Annotated in this window: 20 protein-coding genes; 8 read left to right on the top strand and 12 right to left on the bottom strand. The window is 69.4% G+C overall.

Annotated elements, in window-relative coordinates; translation table 11 throughout:
* Positions 1–125: 125 nt before the first annotated feature.
* Positions 126–758: an MBL fold metallo-hydrolase gene (locus JOD64_RS28120; RefSeq protein ID WP_204945009.1), complete on the bottom strand. Its 633-nt coding sequence runs from the start codon at positions 756–758 to the stop codon at positions 126–128.
* Positions 759–979: 221 nt separating this feature from the next.
* Here JOD64_RS28120 and JOD64_RS28115 point away from each other — a divergent pair, with 221 nt between their 5' ends.
* Positions 980–2,275, top strand: coding sequence for a GAF domain-containing protein (locus tag JOD64_RS28115; RefSeq protein ID WP_204945008.1), 1,296 nt, complete (start codon positions 980–982; stop codon positions 2,273–2,275).
* Positions 2,276–2,326: 51 nt separating this feature from the next.
* Here the strand turns inward: JOD64_RS28115 and JOD64_RS28110 are convergent, their stop codons facing one another.
* The 4 genes from JOD64_RS28110 to JOD64_RS28095 form a co-directional block, all read right to left on the bottom strand.
* Entirely contained in the window at positions 2,327–3,985 is a 1,659-nt protein-coding gene (locus JOD64_RS28110; protein WP_204945007.1) for a thiamine pyrophosphate-binding protein, read from the bottom strand.
* 13 nt (positions 3,986–3,998) lie between these two features.
* Positions 3,999–4,760, bottom strand: coding sequence for a cyclase family protein (locus JOD64_RS28105; RefSeq protein WP_204945006.1), 762 nt, complete (start codon positions 4,758–4,760; stop codon positions 3,999–4,001).
* A gap of 100 nt (positions 4,761–4,860) precedes the next feature.
* Positions 4,861–5,286: a DUF6924 domain-containing protein gene (locus JOD64_RS28100; protein ID WP_204945005.1), complete on the bottom strand. Its 426-nt coding sequence runs from the start codon at positions 5,284–5,286 to the stop codon at positions 4,861–4,863.
* Between the two features lie 120 nt (positions 5,287–5,406).
* On the bottom strand, positions 5,407–6,048 hold the full coding sequence (locus tag JOD64_RS28095; RefSeq protein WP_204945004.1) for a TetR/AcrR family transcriptional regulator: 642 nt from the start codon (positions 6,046–6,048) through the stop codon (positions 5,407–5,409).
* Positions 6,049–6,179: 131 nt separating this feature from the next.
* Here JOD64_RS28095 and JOD64_RS28090 point away from each other — a divergent pair, with 131 nt between their 5' ends.
* From JOD64_RS28090 to JOD64_RS28065, 6 genes are all read left to right on the top strand, one after another.
* Positions 6,180–6,794 carry a hypothetical protein gene (locus tag JOD64_RS28090; protein ID WP_239559699.1) on the top strand — a complete coding sequence of 205 codons (615 nt, stop codon included), beginning with the start codon at positions 6,180–6,182 and terminating at the stop codon, positions 6,792–6,794.
* A 26-nt stretch (positions 6,795–6,820) separates the two neighbouring features.
* Entirely contained in the window at positions 6,821–7,243 is a 423-nt protein-coding gene (locus JOD64_RS28085; RefSeq protein WP_204945003.1) for a LysE family translocator, read from the top strand.
* A 137-nt stretch (positions 7,244–7,380) separates the two neighbouring features.
* The gene (locus tag JOD64_RS28080) at positions 7,381–7,902 is read left to right on the top strand and encodes a hypothetical protein (RefSeq protein ID WP_204945002.1); all 522 of its coding nucleotides are present in this window, start codon (positions 7,381–7,383) and stop codon (positions 7,900–7,902) included.
* A 120-nt stretch (positions 7,903–8,022) separates the two neighbouring features.
* Positions 8,023–8,592, top strand: coding sequence for a DM13 domain-containing protein (locus tag JOD64_RS28075; protein WP_204945001.1), 570 nt, complete (start codon positions 8,023–8,025; stop codon positions 8,590–8,592).
* Positions 8,593–9,015: 423 nt separating this feature from the next.
* Positions 9,016–10,389, top strand: a complete 1,374-nt coding sequence (locus JOD64_RS28070) for an RICIN domain-containing protein (RefSeq protein WP_204945000.1) — start codon at positions 9,016–9,018, stop codon at positions 10,387–10,389.
* An 80-nt stretch (positions 10,390–10,469) separates the two neighbouring features.
* Positions 10,470–11,765 (top strand): ricin-type beta-trefoil lectin domain protein, encoded by a 1,296-nt coding sequence (locus tag JOD64_RS28065; RefSeq protein WP_204944999.1) that lies wholly within the window; start codon positions 10,470–10,472, stop codon positions 11,763–11,765.
* An 81-nt stretch (positions 11,766–11,846) separates the two neighbouring features.
* Here JOD64_RS28065 and JOD64_RS28060 read toward each other — a convergent pair whose 3' ends face one another.
* The 6 genes from JOD64_RS28060 to JOD64_RS28035 form a co-directional block, all read right to left on the bottom strand.
* Positions 11,847–12,470: a hypothetical protein gene (locus JOD64_RS28060; RefSeq protein ID WP_204944998.1), complete on the bottom strand. Its 624-nt coding sequence runs from the start codon at positions 12,468–12,470 to the stop codon at positions 11,847–11,849.
* Positions 12,471–12,560: 90 nt separating this feature from the next.
* The gene (locus JOD64_RS28055) at positions 12,561–13,229 is read right to left on the bottom strand and encodes a response regulator transcription factor (protein WP_204944997.1); all 669 of its coding nucleotides are present in this window, start codon (positions 13,227–13,229) and stop codon (positions 12,561–12,563) included.
* On the bottom strand, positions 13,226–14,500 hold the full coding sequence (locus JOD64_RS28050) for a sensor histidine kinase (protein ID WP_307813731.1): 1,275 nt from the start codon (positions 14,498–14,500) through the stop codon (positions 13,226–13,228). Before JOD64_RS28050 ends, JOD64_RS28055 begins: the two co-directional genes overlap by 4 nt.
* Positions 14,501–14,688: 188 nt before the next feature.
* Entirely contained in the window at positions 14,689–16,179 is a 1,491-nt protein-coding gene (locus tag JOD64_RS28045) for an RICIN domain-containing protein (RefSeq protein ID WP_204944996.1), read from the bottom strand.
* A 52-nt stretch (positions 16,180–16,231) separates the two neighbouring features.
* A complete protein-coding gene (locus tag JOD64_RS28040; RefSeq protein ID WP_204944995.1) occupies positions 16,232–17,671 on the bottom strand; it encodes a glycoside hydrolase family 43 protein in 1,440 nt (479 codons plus the stop codon).
* Positions 17,672–18,098: 427 nt separating this feature from the next.
* Positions 18,099–18,662 (bottom strand): RBBP9/YdeN family alpha/beta hydrolase, encoded by a 564-nt coding sequence (locus JOD64_RS28035; RefSeq protein ID WP_204944994.1) that lies wholly within the window; start codon positions 18,660–18,662, stop codon positions 18,099–18,101.
* A 200-nt stretch (positions 18,663–18,862) separates the two neighbouring features.
* On the opposite strand from JOD64_RS28035, the gene JOD64_RS28030 reads away from it, so the two are divergent.
* Positions 18,863–19,606, top strand: a complete 744-nt coding sequence (locus JOD64_RS28030; RefSeq protein ID WP_204944993.1) for a phosphotransferase — start codon at positions 18,863–18,865, stop codon at positions 19,604–19,606.
* 31 nt (positions 19,607–19,637) lie between these two features.
* Here JOD64_RS28030 and JOD64_RS28025 read toward each other — a convergent pair whose 3' ends face one another.
* Positions 19,638–20,477 carry an NAD(P)H-binding protein gene (locus tag JOD64_RS28025; RefSeq protein WP_204944992.1) on the bottom strand — a complete coding sequence of 280 codons (840 nt, stop codon included), beginning with the start codon at positions 20,475–20,477 and terminating at the stop codon, positions 19,638–19,640.
* Between the last annotated feature and the right edge of the window lie 31 nt (positions 20,478–20,508).

Below are 20,508 nucleotides of genomic sequence, written 5' to 3'. Positions count from 1 at the left end.
CGCCCGCGGCTGCTCTGGCTCGACCGGCTCGGCCTCGAACAACCCTTCCCGATCACGCAAAACCGGATCATCCCTCTCGAATGATCACGAGACATGCGCGGATTGTCGGTTGCTGAGCAACGCTCTTAGCGGATTGTCACCGACTCTCCGACCGGGATGCGCGCGTACTCGGTGCCGCCCTTGAAGTCCAACCAGCCGTCGAAGTACTCCTGGCCGAGCTCGTTGAGCGTGGCGTCGTGGATCGGGAACGCTTGCTTCGGCCGCACCGCCCGCACGAAGTCCAACGCCTCGCGGAGCTTGAGCCAGGGTGCGGCAGCGGGCACAAGCAGCGTCGCCACCGGCGACGGCGGGACGAACAGCGAGTCGCCCGGGTGGTAGACCGTGCCGTCGACGACGAACCCGACGTTCGCGCAGCCGGGCAGACCGTCGTAGATCTCGGCGTGTGCCCCGCCCACGACGTCGACGGCGAACCCGGCCGCCGTGAACCGCTGCCCCGCATCGACGGCGACAGCTGCGCCGCCCAGCTCGGGGGCCGACTCGATCGCTGCCGACGGCAGGTACACCCGGAACGCGGAGTTGCGCTGACTCGCCGCCACGAGCTTGGCGATGTCGAGGTGGTCGGGGTGCTCGTGCGTCACCAGCACCTCGTCGACCCCGTCGAGCGCTTCGGCCTCCGAGAACGTCCCCGGGTCGATCACCAGCACCCGGTCGTCCGCCTCCAGGCGCACACAGGCGTGGCCATATTTGATCAACTGCATGCGCCCACTATGGCAGGGACGGTCGAAGGCGGGGTTACTGAGACACGCTCCTAGCTCGGCGACGGGTTGCGGTGCCTGGTTGGTGGGTAAGACGTGATCGGCGGGGCACGTGGGTACGCTGCACCAGCGGCCTCAGCCAACTCCCACCGCACCGCGGCCTCCGTCACCGGCGGCACGACCGGTCGATCCCCGCATCCGCAGACGAGAGGCGACACCACACCATGACGGCCGTACCGGGCCAAAGGCCTACTGCTGCTGCGGGTCCGCCGGCTGCCGGGCGAGCAGCGGAGGAAGACCTGCGGGCGTTGTTCGGGCAGTCCATCGCCGTCTTCGCGTCGCTGGCGGGGCCGGCACACCTGGTGGAGACGGCAAACCCGGCGTTCTTCGCCACCATCGGCGAAGAACGGGCCCGCGTCGGGGTCGCGCTCGCCGAACTGATGCCTGAACTGGCCGGTCAAGGCTTCATCGCCCTGCTGGACCAGGTCTTCCACACGGGTGAGCCCCACACCGGCCGTGACGTCCGGGTCGTGCTGGGCAACGGCCCACACGCTCGGGAGGCCTTCTTCGACTTCACCTACGAACCGCGCCGAGACGCCGACGGCAACATGATCGGAATCCGCGTGATCGGCGTGGAGACCACACAGGTCAAACATGCCCAACGGCTGATGACCGAACACCGTGCCCTGCTGGAGCAGATCGCCCGCCAGGCGCCCCTGACCGAGGTGCTCGACGGTATGGCCCGCTGTATCGAAAACCTCGCACCGCAGGAGGTGCTCGTCTCCGTCCTGCTCGCCGATCCCGACGCCCGGCACCTGCGTCACGGCGCCGCGCCGAGCCTGCCCGACTTCTACAACCAGGCCATCGACGGCATCGCGACCGGCGAGGGTGTCGGCTCGTGCGGCACCGCGGCCCACCGGCGGGAACCAGTCATCGTCACCGACATCGCCACCGATCCGTTCTGGGACGACTTCCGGGACCTGGCCGGCCAGGCCGGATTGGCCGCCTGCTGGTCCACGCCGATTCTGGCCCGCGACGGCGGCCTCTTGGGCACCTTTGCGATGTACCACCGCACCCCGCGCGTCCCGCAGGACACCGACCTCGCTCTCACCCGGCTCTTCGCCGGCACCGCCGCCCTCGCCATCGAACGCCACCATATCGAGCAGGCGAAACTCGCCGCCGAAGCACGCGCCCAGTCAGCCAATGACGAGCTCGCCAAGGTGCTACGCGTGGAGCGGGAGCTGCGCGCCGAGGCTGAGCAGCGCGCCGCCGCCGCTGCGCAACTCGCCACCCAGATGCGTGCCGCCGCGGCCGCGCAGGCCGCCACGCCGCACCCCGAGCACTGCCAGCTCGGCGGCGCCGCCGGCTGCACCGCGCCGGCCGAGATCAAGATCGCCGATTCGTGGGGCGACGCGGCGTGGGGCTGCCCGGCCCACGTCGAGGAAGCCATCCTCAACGTGCGGTCGGTGTTCATCGCCAGCGAGGAACTCGGTGGCCTGACCGCCTACCTCAACCGCTGATCGCTGCCCCGTCGTTACGCTGCTCCGCGTCGCCGCACCCACGGCGATGGCTCAGTGGCCACGGAACGCCTCCTCCAGCCACCACGAGCCGCGCGCGGCGCTCACCTTGGCGTCGACCACCAGCGGCCGGGTACGGGGACCAGCGAGCCAGCGGCGTACCGGCTCGAGATCGTCGACGGTCCGGACGGTCAACCCGTCGCAGCCGTAACCACGGGCGATCGCGGCCAGGTCGGTCTCGGGGAAGGTCACCGTCTCCAATGGGTGCCCGTCCGGGCGGAAATGGTGCACCTCGGCGCCGTACGCCGCGTCGTCGTAGATCACGACGAGCAGGGGTAGCGCCAACCGGACTGCGGTGACCAGTTCGGTCGCGGACATGACGAAGCCTCCGTCACCGAGCGCTGCGACGGTGAGCCGGTCGGGCCGGGCGACCGCCGCGCCGAGCGCACTGGCCAGGCCGAGCCCGATCGACTGGAACGCCTGGGTGAAACAGAATCCGGCCACGTCCGGCACGTCGAGCCACATCGACGGGTAGCCCATGAAGTTGCCGGAGTCGACCGCCACCGTCCGGTCGGGCGGCAGCAGGTCGTCCAGGGCGGCAGAGAGCGTCCTCGGGTCGATCGTCGCCGGGGCGCCATCCCGCGCCGATCCACCCTCGTCTGAGTACGGAACCGTCCGCCACCGGCCGTGGTCGCGAATCCGTTGTGCCAGCTCCGGCGTACGCCAGCCGCCGCTCCCGGCGTCCACGGGCCCCGCGGAGCCGGAGCGCAGCCGACCGAGCACCGCCTCGGCGACCACCGCCACCTCGCCGGCCACCGTCAGGTCGACCGGCCGGTTCACCCCGAACGCGGCCCGATCGTGGTCGACCTGGACGACGACGGCGGAGGACGGGATCAGCTCTCCGTGCCGAGTGGTCCACATGTTCAGCGTGCTGCCCCACGCGACGACCAGGTCCGCCGCGCCGATCAGCTCGGCGGCGAGCGGGGTGGCGAAGCCGCCGGCCACGTCGATGTTCCACGGGTTGCCGGCGAACAGGCCCTTCGCCGCGGCCGAGACCGCGAGCAGCGCGCCGCACGCGTCGGCGAGCCGGGTCAACGGTTCCCGGGCCGCCCGGGCGCCCCGACCCGCGATGAAGACCGGTCGACGTGCGGCCTGGAGCGCGGCCAGCAACGGCTCAACCTCCGGGTCGGTGGTCCGGGTCGGCGCGACCGGCGGGACCGGGCCGGACCACGGTTCGGTCACGGTGAGCTGCACCTCCAACGGCAGGCCCAGCACCACCGTCGCACCCCGGGCGGCGGCCCGGTACGCCGCGCCCGCGTCCTCGGCCGCGTGTGTCGCGCGTACCCGATGGAAGTCGGCCCCGACCGCAGCGGCGAGCGCCGGCAGGTCGATGAAGAAGTTCGAACGCGGCGCGGTCGCCTCCGGGGCCAGGACCACCATCGGCGTACGGCTCTTCGCGGCTTCGGTGAGGCCGGTCAGCGCGTTGGTGACGCCGGGACCCTGGTGCACCGAGAGCAGGCTCACCGTCCCGGAGGTGCGGGCGTACCCGTCCGCCATGCTCGCCGCGCCGCCCTCGTGGGCCGCCGCGACGAATCGGGCGCCGGCCGCCACGAGCGCGTTCGTGACGTGGAAGTTGCCGCTGCCGACCACTCCGAAGACGTACTGTGCGCCGTGTGCGTACAGAACCCGCCCGACCACCTCGGCTACCCGCATCTGTGGCCCGGTCCTACCGTTCGACCAGCGCGAGGACCCGGCACGGGCTGCCGGACCCAGAGACGATCGGCAGTGGTCCGGCGATCACCACCGCGCCGGTCGCCGGCAACTGCGCCAGGTTACGGAGCTGGGTCAGGCCGTACTTCTCCTGGCCGAGCAGGAACGAGTGGCACGGGAACGGCGGGTCGAACGAGTGCGCGGCACCCGCGTCGGTGCCGACCGTCTCCACCCCGACGCCCTGGATCGGCGACTCCTCGGCCAGCCAGCGGGCGCATTCGACGGAGATGCCCGGGGTACGCCCGGCGTTGGCGTACCGCTCCGGGTCGTCGCCGTACGCGTCCCAGCCGGTGCGGTAGAGCAGCCAGCCACCGGCGGGCAGGGCACCGTGATCCGCCTCCCACGCCTTGATGTGCTCGACCTCGAGCAGGAAATCAGGGTCGTCGGCGGCGTCGGCAGCATGGTCGATCACGACCGCCGGGGCGATCAACTGGCTCACCGGGACCTGCGACACGTCCGCGCCCTGTTGACCGGAGACCCAGTGCACCGGGGCGTCGAAGTGCGTGCCGGTGTGCTCGCCGGTGGAGAAGTTGTTCCAGTACCAGGCCGGACCGCGGTCGTCGTACCGGCTGATCTCACTGAGCCGGAACGGCCAGGTCTGGCCGAACTGCTCGGGCAGACCCAGGATCGGGGTCTGGTCCGAGAGCGGAGCGGTGAGGTCGACAACCTGGATCCGGCCGCTGGAAAGAGCGGCGACAAACTCCTGCAGCACCGTCATGCGGCGACGGTACACCGCACGCTCTCTCCACGATGGACCCCGACTGCGCGCCAGCCGATCAGTGCATCCGGGCCCCGCGTTGAGCCGGCGGGCATTGCGCTCAGAAGCCTCGAAAGACGCCGTCCGTGCCTGCCGACCGCGCGAACTCGAAGAAGTCCATGTTGGCGAGCGACAGGTTGTTCTCAATAGCCTGGACCTGCCGTGGCAGTGTCCTGAACGGGCCTGTGTCGTCGCCTTCGTTCAGGTTGACGACGAGCAGGGGACGCTCCGGCAGCGAGACGGTGACGGCGTCGACGACGAACACCACCGGGTGCCGGTACTGACGCGGGTAGGCGCGAGGATAGCCGGCCGTGATTGCCGTGTCGCTGAGGCCAATCAGCGTTCGGTCCTCGACGAACTCGACACGGGCCACGAAGCCCTCGTCTGTGGGGCTGACGATCTCGTCCTTGAGTTGCTCCCACACATCGTCAGCGCGGAAGTCCGCACGAACGACCGGAACGCACCACGTCTCTGGCAGGTGGGCCATCGGGAAAGCGTAGCGAAACCGGACCTCCCCTCGGTCGCGACAGGGGCGCGGCTTCTCGGTATGACGGGTCCCCCGGCTTGTTGCGGCTGCGGTGACGCCGCGTAGCACGGCGTCCGTTGGTCATTGCCGGTCCTGCGGGCGTACGGCACCGTGCAGGAGCAGGTCGATGAGTTGCCGCTGGTCGTGTTCGGCCACCTGTTCGCCCGGTCTGGTTGTGCGGCCGAACAGCAGGCGCAGGTAGGCGTCGGTGAGCACGTCCACGGGCAGGCGCAGTAGGTCACGGTCGGGTTCGAACAATTCCGCGATGGCTTGCCGGGTGGCGGCCTGCGCGCTGTCGCGCCCGGTGGAGCGCTCGACAGGTCGGTCTGGTGTTGAGCGGTCGCGTTGGCCGCGCCGGTTCGGCAGACCGGAGGCGTGCAGGGCACCCAGGACGGCGCCCATGCGGCCCAGGTAGGCGTCGAGGGCATCGGCTGCCTCTAGGAGCCGGTTGGCCAGCGGCTGCTCGACGTCGATGGTGTTCAGTTCCTGCAGCACGGTGCCGGGGTCGAGCGCCGCGGCCACGCAGGCGTCCAGGACCGCATCCTTGTCGGCGAAGACGCGAAAGATGGTCGCTTCGCCGATCCCGGCGGCCCGGGCGATCTGGGCGGTGGTCACTGCCGCGCCGTACTCGGCGATCAGCGGTAGAGCGGCTCGCACCACCATGTCTCGACGTTGGTCGGGGCTCATTCCCGGCGCACGCCGCCGGCTCGGTGCTTCGGTCATAACCTGAACCATACGGAGTGAGTACTCACTCCGCCAACGGTAATCCTCGGCCCGGCATCCGTTCCCCGGCATGATCGACTGCACTCAACTCCCCACAAGCGGGCGTCGCCCGACTGACGACCGGGACCGTCATGGCTGACATCTTCGGGTCCGCCCGGTCAAAGGCAGGAGCGGATATCGGCTGGCGAGGCGTGCAGGCCGTGGGCCATGGTTGGGGCGTGATCGTCATCCAGCGGGTACGCGTGCGGTGGAGCGCCGCCGGGCGCGGCGCGCCAGAGGCAAACGCCCGTCGAGGACTCAACAAGGCAGTGATACTTCCTGCGCCGCTGCCAACAGGCGAGGTCCTGGTCCATGACGTCTTGGCCGATGAGGCCGCCAACTACGCGCGCCGCGACGACCTACTGACCGGCGACGTGAACATTGCCCGCGGCCTCACGCTGTGGCTCACCCTCGACGGCCCGGCGGTAACCGTCGAGCGCCTGCCCGGCCGGGCGGCGTTCCCTCGGGCGGAGATGTCCACCCGCTTGTTCACCCTCAGTCCCGGACAGGTCGGCCGGTACAGGGCCAACTTCCGGTTGCGGTTCACCGACTGCGCGTGCAACCCCAACTGGTACTACGAGGACTGGGTGGTCCATGTCAGCAACGGCGACGTTGCACCCGACCGGTTTCTGAGCGGCGAACTGGACCGCGAGGTCGACAACCGTGTCCATCTTTACGGCGGCTCCGGCCGCCGAAGTAACCGTTAGCAACGTGGCGGCGCCTGGCCTACGACGTGCTGCGGTGGGCCGGCGCCTGCTACCTGATCTGGATGGGGCTGAGCATGCTGTGGGCCGCGCGCCGTCGTCGACCAGAGCAGGCGGCCCAACCGGTCGACGAACCGGGGACCTCCGGCAACGATTTCTATCCCGGGTGGCGTCGCGGCGCGCTGACAAACCTCCTGAACCCTAAGGTAGGCGTGTTCTACGTCGCGCTCCTACCACAGTTCATCCCCTCCGGCGCTTCCCCGTTCGCCTTCGGTGTGCTCCTGGCCTGCGTGCATATCCTCCTGGGTACTGCCTGGTCCGCCGTGCTGGTCGTACTGGCACGTCGGCTGCGCACAGTGCTGAACCGTCCCACGGCCCGCCGACTGGTGGACCGCATCACCGGGACTGTGATAGCCGGCTTCGGAATCCGACTCGCCGCCAGCGGCCACTGACCTCGCCGATCCTTCGACCGCGGCGACGACTGCCTTGCCCGGTTGAGCCCCTTCACGGTTACCGGCGGTGTGCGGTTGCACAGAAGCGCTGGTGGGCGCTCTTCCACGGCCCGTACCGTTTGAACGGTCACGCCAGGGTGACGCGTCCGTTTCACCCACCCGACCCCAACCGCGACAGGCTGCCAGAAACCAGTCTCACCAGTTCTGTTTCGGCGCGCGACTCGCGGGCGGCGAAACTCGCACGCTACGTTGACCGGGTGCCCGTACCTCGGCTGATTCCTATTGCGCACGAGCCTGACTACCGTACGGACAGGATTGGCAGCTACGACGACGGGTTGTTCCTCGCGTCGGCGTGGGACCACCACGCATATGTGCATCTCTTCGACCACGATGGGGCATACCGGCGTTCAACGATCAGACGGGTCGAGGATCGCTCCGCTCTGGATGAGACCCTCGACGGGCTGCTCGCGGGCCTGCCCGGCAAGTCGTACGGCGACATCGCTGTTCAACTGTTCCAGACCCACCAGGACGGCGTCATCTTCGGCTTGATCGATGAGTCCGGCGACCGGGCCCGCGACGGCCGCCACGTCGACTGGGTCGAGCTGTACCCAGATCGCCTCGGATTTCACGAGCCATGGGACGGGCTCTACGACACCTGAGGCCGAGCCGATCAGCCGCCGAGATCCAGCGCAAATGCCAAGGCTCGACGCTCGCGTTCGTAAGCGTTCCGAAAGGGTCGGCGACCAGTTCGACGGCTTCCGCGGCCGTACGCTGCGGGGGTGGGAAAATGGATCTTCCGGTCGCCGCTGGCGCGGGCCGGTCTCGCCTCCGCTGTGGTCGTGGCGATTCTGGCCCTCTACTGGTTCCAGCCGTGGAAGCTGTTCACCGATACGTACGTCGACGAAGCAGTTCCCCGCGTAGGGACGACATCGGCCACCCCTACCCCGGCGTCCGCGAACCCGGCCCCCGCGACCTCGGCGGCCGCACCAGCGGCGATCGGGATCGTGACCGCTGGCGAGTTCGTCACCCATGAGCACCGGACGACCGGCACTGCCGAGATTCACCGGCTCGCCGACGGGCGCCACCAGCTCGTCCTTCGGGACCTGAAGACGTCGAACGGTCCGGACCTGCGGGTGTGGCTGACCGACCAACCGGTCACCCAGGGCACGGCCGGCTGGCGGGTGTTCGATGATGGCGAATGGGTCGAGCTGGCACGGCTCAAGGGCAATCAGGGCAACCAGGTGTACGAGCTGCCGGAATCGATTGACCCACGCGACTTCCGGAGCGTCTCCATCTGGTGCAAGCGATTCGCGGTCTCCTTCGGCGCGGCCGATCTCAAGAGCGCCTGACCTGGCCACTCGGCTCCAGGCCGTCTTCACCGCGGTGCGGGCCGGGTGAGGGCTGCCCTGCCGAACGCATCATTGACATCCATCACTGCACGATCTAGCGTCGAGTCGAGTCGAGTCGAATCGATTCGACGCCGAGCCGGATGCTCCGGCGCCGTCCGGCGGTCGGGCGCGTGGTGTTCGGGCGCATGCGGAGCGGGCCACCAACGATTCGACGAGCCACTGGTCTCGCATGGGCGGCGAGACCGGTGGCAGGAACCTGTGGCGATGAGCCGGCCGGACACCGTGGGCACATCGCGCCTTCTGGGGTTTCGTCCGCGTCACGTGTGGTCGGCGGAGGACCGGGAGTGGCGCGTCGCCGCGGCGTGCGGGTCGCCGTAGACCCACCCCCTGAATCAGTTCGTGCCGAGCGGCGGGAGCCCCCTCATGACAAGACGTAGACCCATCCTTGCTTCTCTCGCGACGGCGGCGGCCGTCGTGACCGTGGGCGCGGCGGCGCTGGCCGGTGGCTTGAGCACCACCGCGTCGGCCGCGAACCCCGCGGCGGCCGCAGCGACCGCCGGGTGCGGCAAGGCGCCCACGTTGACCAGCGGCCAACGGTCCATCCAGAGCGGCGGCCAGAACCGTAGTTTCATCCTGAGGATTCCCGACAACTACGACAGGAGCCACGCCTACCGGTTGATCTTCGGATTTCACTGGAACGGCGGCACCGCCAACGACGTCGACGGCGGTGGGTCCGACGGGGCGGCCTGGTCCTACTACGGGCTGCGGCAGCAGGCGAACAACAGCACCATTTTCGTCGCCCCCCAGGGCAACGGCAACGGCTGGGCCAACCCCGGCGGCCAGGACGTCACCTTCGTCGACGACATGATCCGGGTGATCGAGGCGGACCTCTGCGTCGACACCACGCAGCGCTTCGCGCTCGGCTTCAGCTACGGCGGAGGCATGAGCTATTCGCTGGCCTGTTCCCGGGCCGGTGTCTTCCGCGCTGTCGCGGTCTACTCCGGCGGGCAACTCAGCGGGTGCAGCGGCGGCACCCAGCCGGTCGCGTACATGGGGATCCATGGCATCGGGGACCCGGTGCTCAACGTCTCCGCCGGACGGTCCCTGCGTGACACGTTCGTGCGGAACAACGGGTGCACCGCACAGAATCCGCCCGAGCCGAGGGCGGGCAGCCTGACCCACGTCACCACCACCTACTCCGGCTGCCGGTCCGGCTATCCGGTGGTGTGGGCCGCCTTCGACGGCGGGCACACCCCCGGCCCGGTGGACGGCGGTGGGGACAGCGGAGCCAGGACCTGGACCAAGGGCGAGGTGTGGCGATTCTTCACCCAGTTCGGTAGCACCGATCCGACGTCGGGTCCGACCACCTCGCCTCCGACCACCGCGCCGCCGACCACCCCGCCGCCGAGCGGCACGTCGGCCCTGCGCAGCACGTCCTCTGGACGGTGCCTGGACGTCAACGGCGCCTCGCAGGCCAACGGCACTGCGGCGATCATCTGGGACTGCCATGGCCAGAGCAACCAGAGCTGGACCTCGACCGCCGCTCAGGAGCTGCGCGTCTTCGGCGGCAAGTGTCTCGACGTCAGCGGCGCCGGCACCGCGAACGGCAGCTCGGTGATCATTTGGGACTGCAACGGTCAGTCCAACCAGAAGTGGCGGCTCAACGCCGACGGCTCGATCACCGCAGTTGGTTCGGGCCGGTGCCTGGACCTGGTCGGCAACGGCACGGCCAACGGCACGCGCGTCCAGATCTGGGACTGCACCGGTGCGGCCAACCAACGATGGAGCCGGAGCTGAGCCCGGCGAATTTCATTCCTGAACAAGGAGGCTCGACTGTGCCACTTCGCAAATTCTCCAGCCCCTGGATAGGGGTAGCCATGGCTGTCATGGTGCTGGCCGCTGTGGGAGCGTACGTCGTCACGACTGTCGCACCGGCGGCCGCGGCCACCACTGCCGGCTGCGGCAAGGCGCCCGGACTGAACAGCGGCACCCACACCATCCAGAGCAGCGGGAAGAGCCGCAGCTTCATCCTTCGGCTGCCCGACAGCTACAACAACAACTATCCCCACCGGCTGGCCTTCGGGTTCCACTGGTTGGGCGGCACCGCCAGTCAGGTCGCGTCGGGGGGAACCGACGGAGCCGCGTGGGCCTACTACGGCATGCTCTCCCAGTCGAACAACACCACGATCTTCGTCGCCCCGCAGGGCCTCAACAACGGCTGGGGCAACTCCAATGGTGAAGACGTGACCTTCACCGACGACATGATCCGGGCTATCGACAACGCGCTCTGTATCGACACGACGCAACGTTTCTCGGTCGGGTTCAGCTACGGCGGCGCGATGAGCTACTCGTTGGCGTGTTCCCGGCCGACGGTGTTCCGTGCGGTCGCGGCAATCGCGGCCCCGGGGGCGATCAGCGGATGCAGCGGCGGCACCCAGCCAGTGGCATACCTGGGGATCCACGGCATCAACGACAACATCCCCAGCGGACGGTCGCTGCGCGACAGGTTCGTCCGGAACAACGGTTGCGCCGCACAGAACCCGCCCGAGCCGAGGGCTGGCAGCCTGACCCACATCACCACCGCCTACTCCTGCCAGCCCGGATATCCGGTGGTCTGGGCCGCCTTCGACGGCGGCCACCAGCAGGGTCCCGTGGACGGGTGCGCCGGCTGTGAGAGCGGCGCGCGGAGCTGGGTCAAGCAGGAGGTGTGGCGGTTCTTCACACAGTTCGGGTCCACCGTGCCACCCACCACTCCCCCGCCATCGACCCCGCCGCCCGGCCAGCAGAACGTGCTGATCGCCGGTAGCCAGTCCGGCCGCTGCATCGACGTACCCAACTCCAGCACGAGCAACGGCGCCCGCCCGCAACTGTGGGACTGTCACGGTGGCACCAACCAGCGCTGGACCCACACCACCAACCGCACCGTGACCGTCTACGGCAACAAGTGCCTGGACGCCAGCGGGGCGGGCAGCAGCAACGGCACCGCGGTCATCATCTGGGACTGCAACGGCCAACCCAACCAACAGTGGAACCTAAACTCCAACGGCACCATCACCGGAGCCCAATCGGGGCTCTGCCTCGACGCCATCAGTTCCGGCACGGCCAATGGGACGCAACTTCACCTCTGGGCCTGTCACGGCGGCGCCAACCAGCAGTGGAGCACACGCAGCTAAGGCAGGTTCGGAGCCGGTAGGGCTGCGGGTCGAACGTCGGTGGGCGCCCGCCGCGAGAGCATTGGCTCTGCGGTGGGCGTCCTACCTGGTGGCCGCCCGGGGACGCAGCCGCCCGGTGATCATCTGTATCCCGACGTAGAGGAACGGGAGCAGGAGCAGCAGATCCGCGACGTGCGCTATCAGCACCTCGCGCGGGATGCGGCTGATCGGGAAGACCACGGCCCCCAGGCAGATCAGCCCGCCGATCGCCACCGGCACGGCCCGGACCCGGGCCAGCACCAGGCCGAGGAGGAAGAGGCTGATCGGGAAGAGCGGGCCGGCGAACCAGAAGAGCAGCGACCCGGCCACCGGGTACGGCTCGAGCAGCCGTACCGCATCGCCGTGCGAGACGCCGAACAACTCCTCGTGCATGCCCTGCAGCCCGAACGCCACCCCGCCGAGCACCCCGTAGCAGGCCAGCGGCAGGGCGATGGCGGCGTACCGGGGTGCCCGCGGCTCGATCGCCCGGAACACCCCGACGAGGCCGACCAGCCAGGCCAGGGAGGAGAGCACGTTGAACACCGCGGCGTCGACTCCCTGCACGCCGCCGTCCTGCCAGTAGAACGTGCCAACGACGCTCAACGCCGGGCCGAGCAGCAGTCCGACCCCCGCGATCCGCCGGTACGACCTGGGCAGTTCCTGCGCTTCTTGCGAGTAAGTAGTCATGCCGATGACGCTATGGTTCGATCCGAATCGATCCGTCCGGCGAACGCGGTCGTCGCCCTACCGCAAGCGCGGTAGCCGTCCAGGCGCCGGCTACCGCGACGGCGGCAGATCCGTCAGGCCGTACTGGTAGGCGAAGACCACCAGTTGCGCCCGGTCCCGGGCGCCCAGCTTCACCATCGCCCGGTTGATGTGCGTCTTCGCCGTCGCTGGGCTCATCGTCAGGCGTACCCCAATCTCCGCATTGGACAGCCCTGCCGCCACCAGCGTGATCACCTCACGCTCCCGCTGGGTGAGCGCGGCCAACGACGCCGCCGGAACCGCCGGACCGGCCGCTCGGCCGACGAACGCCGCGATCAGTCGCCGGGTCACGGTGGGCGCGAGCATCGCGTCGCCGCGGGCCACCGTCCGCACCGCCTGCCGCAACTCCTCCGGCTCGATGTCCTTGAGCAGGAATCCACTCGCCCCGGCGTGCAGGGCGGAGTAGACGTACTCGTCCAGCTCGAACGTGGTCAGCATCAGCACCCGTACACCCGGCAGCCGGTCGTCGGCGAGGATCCGCCGGGCCGCGGTGAGCCCGTCCGTCCCCGGCATCCGGATGTCCATCAGCACCACGTCGGGGCGGTGCGCCCGGGTCAACGCGATCGCCTCCGCGCCGTCGCCGGCCTCGCCGACCACCTCGATGTCGTCCGCCCGTTCCAGCAGTGCCCGCAACCCGCCGCGGACCAGGATCTGGTCGTCGGCCACCAGCACGCGGATCACGTCGTCGCCTCCCGTACCGGCAGCCAGGCCCGCACCCGGAAGCCGCCGGCCGGCTCCGAGCCGGCGGTCAGCCAGCCGCCGAGGCTGCCGGCCCGCTCCGCCATCCCGCGGATGCCGAATCCGGTCCCCGGTGTGGCCGGCTGAGTGCCATCGTCGACAATCTCCAGTCGCAGTCCGTCCGGCAGATACTCCACGGTGACGTCGACCCGGTTGGCTGCGGCATGCCGCAGCACGTTGGTCAGCGACTCCTGGGCGATCCGGTACGCGGTCGCTTCGACCGCCCGGGGCAGTGGCCGGCGGTCGCCGCGCCAGGTGAGCGCCACCGTCGGTCCGTCTCCGGCCCCGCAGGCTCGGGCCATCACCGGTAGCCGGTCGAGGCTCGGCGCCGGCGGCTCCGGTTGGACCGGTGCGGCGCCGAGCGGGACGCCCTCGGGTGAACCGGTGTCCGCCGGATCGGCGTCGCCGGGCGGATCGGCCGTGGCCGGGGTGCCGTCGCGCAGTACTCCCACCGCCGCGCGCAGGTCGCGCATCGCCTCCCGGCTCGCCTGGCGTACGGCGCCGAGCGCCGCCCGGGCCTGCTCGGGCGAGTCCTTCAGCGTCTCCGCCGCCACCCCGGCCTGTACCCCGATCACCGCGATCGTGTGCGCCGTGATGTCGTGCAGCTCCTGGGCAATGCGGATCCGTTCCCGGGCAAGGCGCTCCGCCGCGGCCCGGTCCCGGTCCTCGGCCGCCCGATCCCGCTCGGCGGTGAGCAGCGCGAGCCGGGCCCGGGTCTCGGCCTGCCAGTGGCGGCGGCTGCGCGCGGCCTCGCCGAGCAGGAGCGCGGCGATGAAGACACCGAACGAGCCGTCCAGAGTGGGATCGAGGGGGTCGAGGTGGTGAGTGGCGACGCGCCCCTGCAGATCGGACGCGATCAGGAACGCGGCGACGAGCATCGACGCGGCCCGGTCGGTCGCGGCGGCACCGGTGTAGAGCGCGACCCAGATCGGCGCGGCCGGCGCCCCACCCGGGTAGTCGAGGATGTGGTACGCCAGCCAGCCCACCGTGACCAGCGTGAGCACCAGCGCCGGCCAGCGGCGGCGCAGCGGCAGCACCGTCGACATGGCCAGCCCGAGCAGGTACGCCGCCTGGTCCGGCGGCCGGTCCCCGGGCTGCAGCACGCCGGCCCGGATCCGGAAGACGGTCGCCACCGCCACGACGACCACCAGGGCCGACTCGCCGACCCACGGCGGCACCGTCGCCCACCAGCGCCGCAACGCCTCGAACGTCACCCGCTCACGGTACGGAAGATGGCGGCCGGCGGCATACCACGAATGCGGTATCCGCTGGTGGCCGCCGCGCCGCTTCGGCAAGGATGGCTCGCCACCCGGTGGGGGTTGCGCTGTGGCCCGCGGCCACCGCACGATCTTCGGTTGTCCTCACGAACCATCGATGATCATGCGGTGACCGGAGACGTTCGTCAGACGGCCGTGCGTGACCACTGCTGGTTGGTGCCGGTGTTGCACGAATACTGCTTGAGGACCACGCCGTCCGCGGTCGATGCGGCCGGTACGTCCACGCATTTGCCGCTGTGTCGCGCCCGGAGCTGGAAGTAGCTGCCGTTGGAGACCATCTGGAACTGCTGGTTGGTCCCGGTGCCGCAGGTGTACTGGACGAGTTCGGCACCGTCGGCGGTCGACGCGCTCACCACGTCGAGGCACTTGCCGCTGTTTCGGCTGACGATGCGCCAGTAGCCGCTGCCGGCATCCTGGAACTGCCACTGCTGCCAGGCATTGCCGCCGTACGTGTACTGACCGACACGTGCGCCGTTGTCGGTGTTCGGTGACTGGACGTCCATGGCCTTGCCGCTGTGCCGCACGGTGATCCGGTAGAACGTCCCCGTCGACGGTGGAGGCGTCGTCGGGTCGCCGCCGATGGCGTCGCCCCACGCGTACCGGATCCGATCCGCGCCGGAGGTGTTGCGGACGGTCAGGTTGAGGTCGGTGCCGCTGCCGGTGAGGGCGAACATCGAGTACCAGTCGTAGCCAATGGTGCCGGTCTTGCCACCGAGGGCGGGCCAGTAGGTGCCGCCCATCTGGTTGTCCCGCATGACCTGGGCCATGGCCCGGATGTAGCGCACGAAGTTGTCGGTGCTGCCGGCGTCGGCGTAGTTGCGGCCGTCGTTCATGGGCGCGCCGAACTCGGTCGCGACCGCGCGGGAGGCGCAGTTGCCGAGGCGGGCCTGGATGTGGCTGCGGAAGGCGTCGTAGGTCATCGCGCCGTAGAAAAAGGCGTAGTAGTGGAAGGACAGCAGCGTCGCGTTGAAGCGGCTGTCGTTGCAGATGTCGCGCAGGTCCTGGCTGAAGCCGGTGCCACCGATCAACACCCGGCTGGGCACCGCCGAGTAGTGGTAGGTGAGCCAGTTCGCGGCGACGTTGCGCCACTCCGCCGAGCTGTAACCGTGCGGCTCGTTCATCGGCTCGAAGTAGACGTTCGTGTTCGAGCCGTACGCGTTGGTCACCGTGGACCACATCGCGTTCCACGCGGCGAGATTCGTGATTCTGCCGCCGGAGGCGGCACCGTCCTCCCAGTAGGCGAGGATGACTTTGAATCCGCGGGCGGTGGCGGCGTCGATGGCACCTCGGTACGCCTCCCACCAGGCAGTACCCACCGTGTGGGTGTTGATGGGCAACCGGATGGTGTTGATCCCCATGGTGGATGCCATGTCGTCGTAGAGCGCATTGGCCTTGGCCCGTACGGTCGCATTGCTGTCCGACGCGCTGAGGCCCTGCACGACGAGCGGGCTGGTCTTGAAATTGTCACCCAACATGGCCCAGTTCATGCCTCGGAACTGGTTGGTGGCGGCAGTGGCAGGCGACGACGCAACGAAGACCACACCGCCGACCATCGCCGTCATCGCGGTCACCAGGGCGACCATCGTCCGGCGCAACGACCGGCTGATCCGTTCCATGCGATGTCCAATCACTAGATCTTGCCTCTCCGGGTTCGAAGGTGCAGAGAGTTCAGCTGGTCACGCGGAAGGTGGCGTCGGCACGGCTCTGCGCGTCGGCGACCGGGTCGAGCCGGAGCAGGTAGCTGTAGTGCCGGATGTAGCGGTCCGGGTGGCTGTAGGACTGGAACGACGTCCACGAGGAGTTGGCGAGGCCGGCGACTTGCCGGAAGGTGGCGTCGGCGGCGAAGGTGGCGGTGGCGTCGTTGGCTTCCAGCCGGAAGTCGAACCCGTAGTGGCGCAGGTAGTAGCCCGGGTATTTGACCGACTGGATGGAGACCGTGCCGGAGCCGACGAGGCCGGGCACCAGCCGCCACTGGCCGTCCTGGGCGGGGCTGACATTCGGGTCGATGCGGACGTCGTAATCGGCGTGCCGCACGAACCGGTCCTGGAAGTTGTACGACTGGATGCGGGTGACCGCGGTGGCGGGCCAGCGGGCGAGCACGCGGTTCTGCTCGGCGGCGGTCAGGTTGAGGATCGTTCCGTGCCGCTTCCTGGTGCCGCCCATGGCGTACGAGCCGGACGCCGGCAGCCGGTAGCCGCCCGGGTTCGACGGATTGGTGGTCAGGACAGGCAGGTAGCCGCGCCCGGTGGAGTACTGGTCAAGGTAGAGAACCCACTCGTCGCGGGAGTTGAATTTCATCCACATCGGGCCTTCGACCTGTGCGCCCGTCAGCCCGATGCCGGACAGGGTGCCGAGGTTGGTCCAGGTGCCGAGGATGGAGTTGCTGCCTTCGATGGCGATCTGACCGTCCCGGGAGGCCCGGACGTAACGGTAGGCGCCGACGCCGGTCGGTACCTCGACGATCTGGGTGTCGATGATCTCCTGGCTGCCCGGCCGGCTGATGTAGACCTGCGGCGTCGTGATGCTGCGGAAGCTCGCCGTGCGCGCGTAGTAGATGCGGTGCTTGGTCACCCCGTTGAGCGGGACGTTCGTCGCCCAGTAGAGGACGTAGTCGCCGGTGGCCGGGTTCCAGATCGCCTCCGGAGCCCAGGCGTTGCGTCCGTCCGGGATCGCGCCGGCGACGTTCAGCAGCCACGGCGCCGACCAGTTGACCAGGTCGGTGGACTCCCACACGACGAGATTGCGACTGCCGTTGTTGATCGCGGTCGACCAGTCCTGGCCGCAGCCGATGCACAGATCGGTGGCGATCATCCAGTACCGGTCGCCGCCGGGCGAGCGGACCAGGGCGGGGTCGCGAACGCCTCGGGTGCCGACGGTCGAACGCAGTACGAGCCCGCCGTTGTTCAGGTCCGTCCAGCGCAGGCCGTCGGTGCTGTGGGCGAGGTAGATCTGTTGGTCGGTCGACGACTCGCCGGTGAAGTGCGCCATCAGGTAGCCGACGGTCGGATCGAGCGCGGCCGCCTCCTTCGGCGTTGCCGCCGACCAGGTGGTGAACAGCAGGCAGGCGGCGACCGACACCGCGCAGAGCCGGGCGAAGAGTCTCGACATGGGTCCTTCTCCTTCGCGGAGGCGCTGACGAATCGGCTGGAGAGTCGGTACGACGGGCGGATGCTGCCGTCGGCGTGAAACTCCATTCGGCCGATGGCGGTCTCGCGGTTGGTGCCGTTGCCGGCGGCGCGGGGAGCCGGTGGTGGGCGGCGTGCCAGGTGTCGCTGCCGATTGCTCGATGATCACGCCTGTTAGCGTTAACATCACTGCGCTGTGCATACCTTGCGGATGTGCGGCTTTGGGCGGTGGGCACCGTGCCGCACGAGCCAACCACGGGTATGCCGCCATGTGGTCTATTGATTAAATTCGTGTTGCGGACAAGTGTTAGCGATCGCATCTGGAGTGTCAAGGCATCGAAGACGCTCGTTCAGATTCGCCCGCGGCGGAGGCTGGGTGCTGCAGCTCCGGCTCAGATCGGCGCGGCCACTCAGACCAGTGACGCGACCGTGGCGCGCACGGCCAACGATCGGACCAGACGCTGGCCGTCGGGCCATGGGCCGAACCCGGTCTTGGAGTCCAGGTGCCCGACTGCGCCCGCGTCGAACAGTTCCGAGCCCCAGTCTCGCGCGTACGCTTCGAACTGCTCGAACGTGGCACTTGGGTCGTTGCGACTAGCGACCAGGATCGAGCGGAAGGGCAGCGGCTCGCGTGGCACGTCGCCGATGAAGACATCGACGGCCTCGTGAGGATCGGGAGTCCAGTCCGGATCCACGTACGGCGGCGTGACCAGCAGGGCGGCACGGACGGGACCAACGTGCTGGCTCGCCCAGACAGCAACGGTCAGGCATCCCGCACTGTGCGCCACGAGGACCGCCGGCTCACTGTCGGCGCTGATGGCGGCGTGCAACGCGGCGACCCGTTCGGCGGCGACGTACGGTGGCCCGGGCGGCTCGGGCGCCCACTGGTACTCCGGGAAATCCCTGACCCAGCCGCGCGACCAGTGATCGGGGAAGGGAACTCCTCGACCCGGCACGACAAGGTGACGCGTCATGCTGGTGAGGGTAGTGCGACGACGGCTCCGCAGGGGGTAGCGATCCATCGGCCGGCCGCAACCTGGGCAGTCGGCGTGCTCGGCGTCCTGGAGCCAGGCCGCCGGCCGCCGAGCGTCGAGCCGCCCCGCTCCCACGCGACGGATCGACGCCCACAATGCCGCAAGGCGACGTTGGGGGTCATCTGCGCAATGATGCCGACATGGACGTGGACGAGGTCGAAGTAGTCGTCGCCCATAGCGAGCGCGCGACCCTGCGCGTCGGCGACGTGTTCGTGAAGATCGACGCTGATCAGGCCCGCACCGACGTCGAGGTCGAGGCGATGGCAATGGCGCCGATCCCAACCCCGGAGATCCTGTGGCGGAAGCCGCCCGTGCTCGCGCTCGCCGCTCTCCCGGGGACAGCACTCGGCCACCTCGGCGAGCCGTCTACCGCCTCGTCGGCCGCGTGGGCCGCGGCGGGTGCCGCCGCTCGAATGCTGCACGACGCGCCGCTGCCGCCATGGCCCGGGCGGAGCCTCGACGAGCTCGCATCGCTCCTCGCCGACGAGTGCGAGTGGTTCGTCGCGAACGACGTCCTTCCCGCCGACGTGGTCACACGCAACCGCCGGCTCGCCGAGACCGCGCTCCGGCCGTGGACACCGGTGTTCATCCACGGCGACCTGCAGGTCGACCACGTCTTCGTCGCCGGTGACGAGGTCACCGGCGTCGTCGACTGGTCCGAGGCATCCCAGGGCGACGCGCTCTTCGACCTCGCCATCCTCACGCTCGGACACCAGGAGCACCTTGGCGACGTCCTCGCCGGCTACGGCACCGACGTGGACCGCGACCTCATCCGCGCATGGTGGTCGTTGCGATGCCTGACCAACGTGCGCTGGCTGGCCGAGCACGGCTACGGCTCACCGGACGAGTTCCCCGAGGTCGCCGTCCTGTCATCCCGGCCGTGATCCCGTCCGTCACCCGGCGAGCCTCCGCCTCCTACGTCCTGTCCCACACGCCCGTGACGGCGGTGTCCCTGGCGAAGTCGGTGAAGTCGCGCGGCGGACGACCCAGGGCACGCTGCACCCCGTCCGCGAGCAGGGCGTTACGGCCGTCCAGCACGGTCGTGAACAGGTACGTCAACAACTCGACGACCTCCACCGGCACACCCTCGGCGGCCAGTGCCCCCGCGTATTCCTCGACGGAGACCGGAACGAAGTCGATGCGCCGGCCCGTTGCCTGGGCGATCTCACCGATCGCGTCGGCGAAGGTCAGCAGCCGCGGTCCGGTCAACTCGTAGAGCTGCCCCGCGTGCCCGCCCCCGGTCAGCGCCGCCACGGCCACCTCGGCAATGTCGTCGGCGTCCACGAACGGCTCGGGCACGGTCCCGACCGGGAGAAACACTTCGCCACCCACCACCGGCTCCCGCAGATAGTCCTCGCTGAAGTTCTGGCTGAACCAACTCGACCGCAGGATCGTCCACTCGGCCCCGGCGGACTGGATCAGCTTCTCGGCGGCCTGGGCCTCCTCCTCACCCCGGCCGGACAGCAGCACCAGCCGGGTGACCCCGGAGGCCACCGCTAGATTGGCGAACGCGCCGACGGCCTCGGGAGCGCCCGGCACCGCGAGGTCCGGGTAGAAGGACACGTACACGGCGTTGACATTCCGGAGCACCGGGGCCCAGGTCGTCTGGTCCGTCCAGTCGAAGGGCTGCTCGGCGGACCGGGAACCGACCCGGACCGGCACTCCCGCGTCCCGCAACCGCTCTACGACGCGGCGGCCGGTCTTGCCCGTGCCACCCAGGACCAGGATCATGTTTCGCTCTTGCTCGTTCGTCATAAGTACATTCAAGACCGGGCCGGTGAGACTG

Origin of the sequence: Micromonospora luteifusca (genome assembly GCF_016907275.1) — a bacterium.
Taxonomy (GTDB): domain Bacteria; phylum Actinomycetota; class Actinomycetes; order Mycobacteriales; family Micromonosporaceae; genus Micromonospora; species Micromonospora luteifusca.
The sequence above is the reverse complement of the archived record's forward strand: the minus strand, read 5'-3'. Positions and strand labels throughout refer to the sequence as shown.

Excerpts from the sequence above, each read along its gene's own strand:
- JOD64_RS28120 (WP_204945009.1), bottom strand. The coding sequence starts at position 758 with ATGCAGTTGATCAAATATGGCCACGCCTGTGTGCGCCTGGAGGCGGAC.
- JOD64_RS28115 (WP_204945008.1), top strand. The coding sequence starts at position 980 with ATGACGGCCGTACCGGGCCAAAGGCCTACTGCTGCTGCGGGTCCGCCG.
- JOD64_RS28110 (WP_204945007.1), bottom strand. The coding sequence starts at position 3,985 with ATGCGGGTAGCCGAGGTGGTCGGGCGGGTTCTGTACGCACACGGCGCA.
- JOD64_RS28105 (WP_204945006.1), bottom strand. The coding sequence starts at position 4,760 with ATGACGGTGCTGCAGGAGTTTGTCGCCGCTCTTTCCAGCGGCCGGATC.
- JOD64_RS28100 (WP_204945005.1), bottom strand. The coding sequence starts at position 5,286 with ATGGCCCACCTGCCAGAGACGTGGTGCGTTCCGGTCGTTCGTGCGGAC.
- JOD64_RS28095 (WP_204945004.1), bottom strand. The coding sequence starts at position 6,048 with ATGACCGAAGCACCGAGCCGGCGGCGTGCGCCGGGAATGAGCCCCGAC.
- JOD64_RS28090 (WP_239559699.1), top strand. The coding sequence starts at position 6,180 with ATGGCTGACATCTTCGGGTCCGCCCGGTCAAAGGCAGGAGCGGATATC.
- JOD64_RS28070 (WP_204945000.1), top strand. The coding sequence starts at position 9,016 with ATGACAAGACGTAGACCCATCCTTGCTTCTCTCGCGACGGCGGCGGCC.
- JOD64_RS28065 (WP_204944999.1), top strand. The coding sequence starts at position 10,470 with ATGGCTGTCATGGTGCTGGCCGCTGTGGGAGCGTACGTCGTCACGACT.
- JOD64_RS28060 (WP_204944998.1), bottom strand. The coding sequence starts at position 12,470 with ATGACTACTTACTCGCAAGAAGCGCAGGAACTGCCCAGGTCGTACCGG.
- JOD64_RS28045 (WP_204944996.1), bottom strand. The coding sequence starts at position 16,179 with ATGGAACGGATCAGCCGGTCGTTGCGCCGGACGATGGTCGCCCTGGTG.
- JOD64_RS28040 (WP_204944995.1), bottom strand. The coding sequence starts at position 17,671 with ATGTCGAGACTCTTCGCCCGGCTCTGCGCGGTGTCGGTCGCCGCCTGC.
- JOD64_RS28035 (WP_204944994.1), bottom strand. The coding sequence starts at position 18,662 with ATGACGCGTCACCTTGTCGTGCCGGGTCGAGGAGTTCCCTTCCCCGAT.
- JOD64_RS28030 (WP_204944993.1), top strand. The coding sequence starts at position 18,863 with ATGGACGTGGACGAGGTCGAAGTAGTCGTCGCCCATAGCGAGCGCGCG.
- JOD64_RS28025 (WP_204944992.1), bottom strand. The coding sequence starts at position 20,477 with ATGACGAACGAGCAAGAGCGAAACATGATCCTGGTCCTGGGTGGCACG.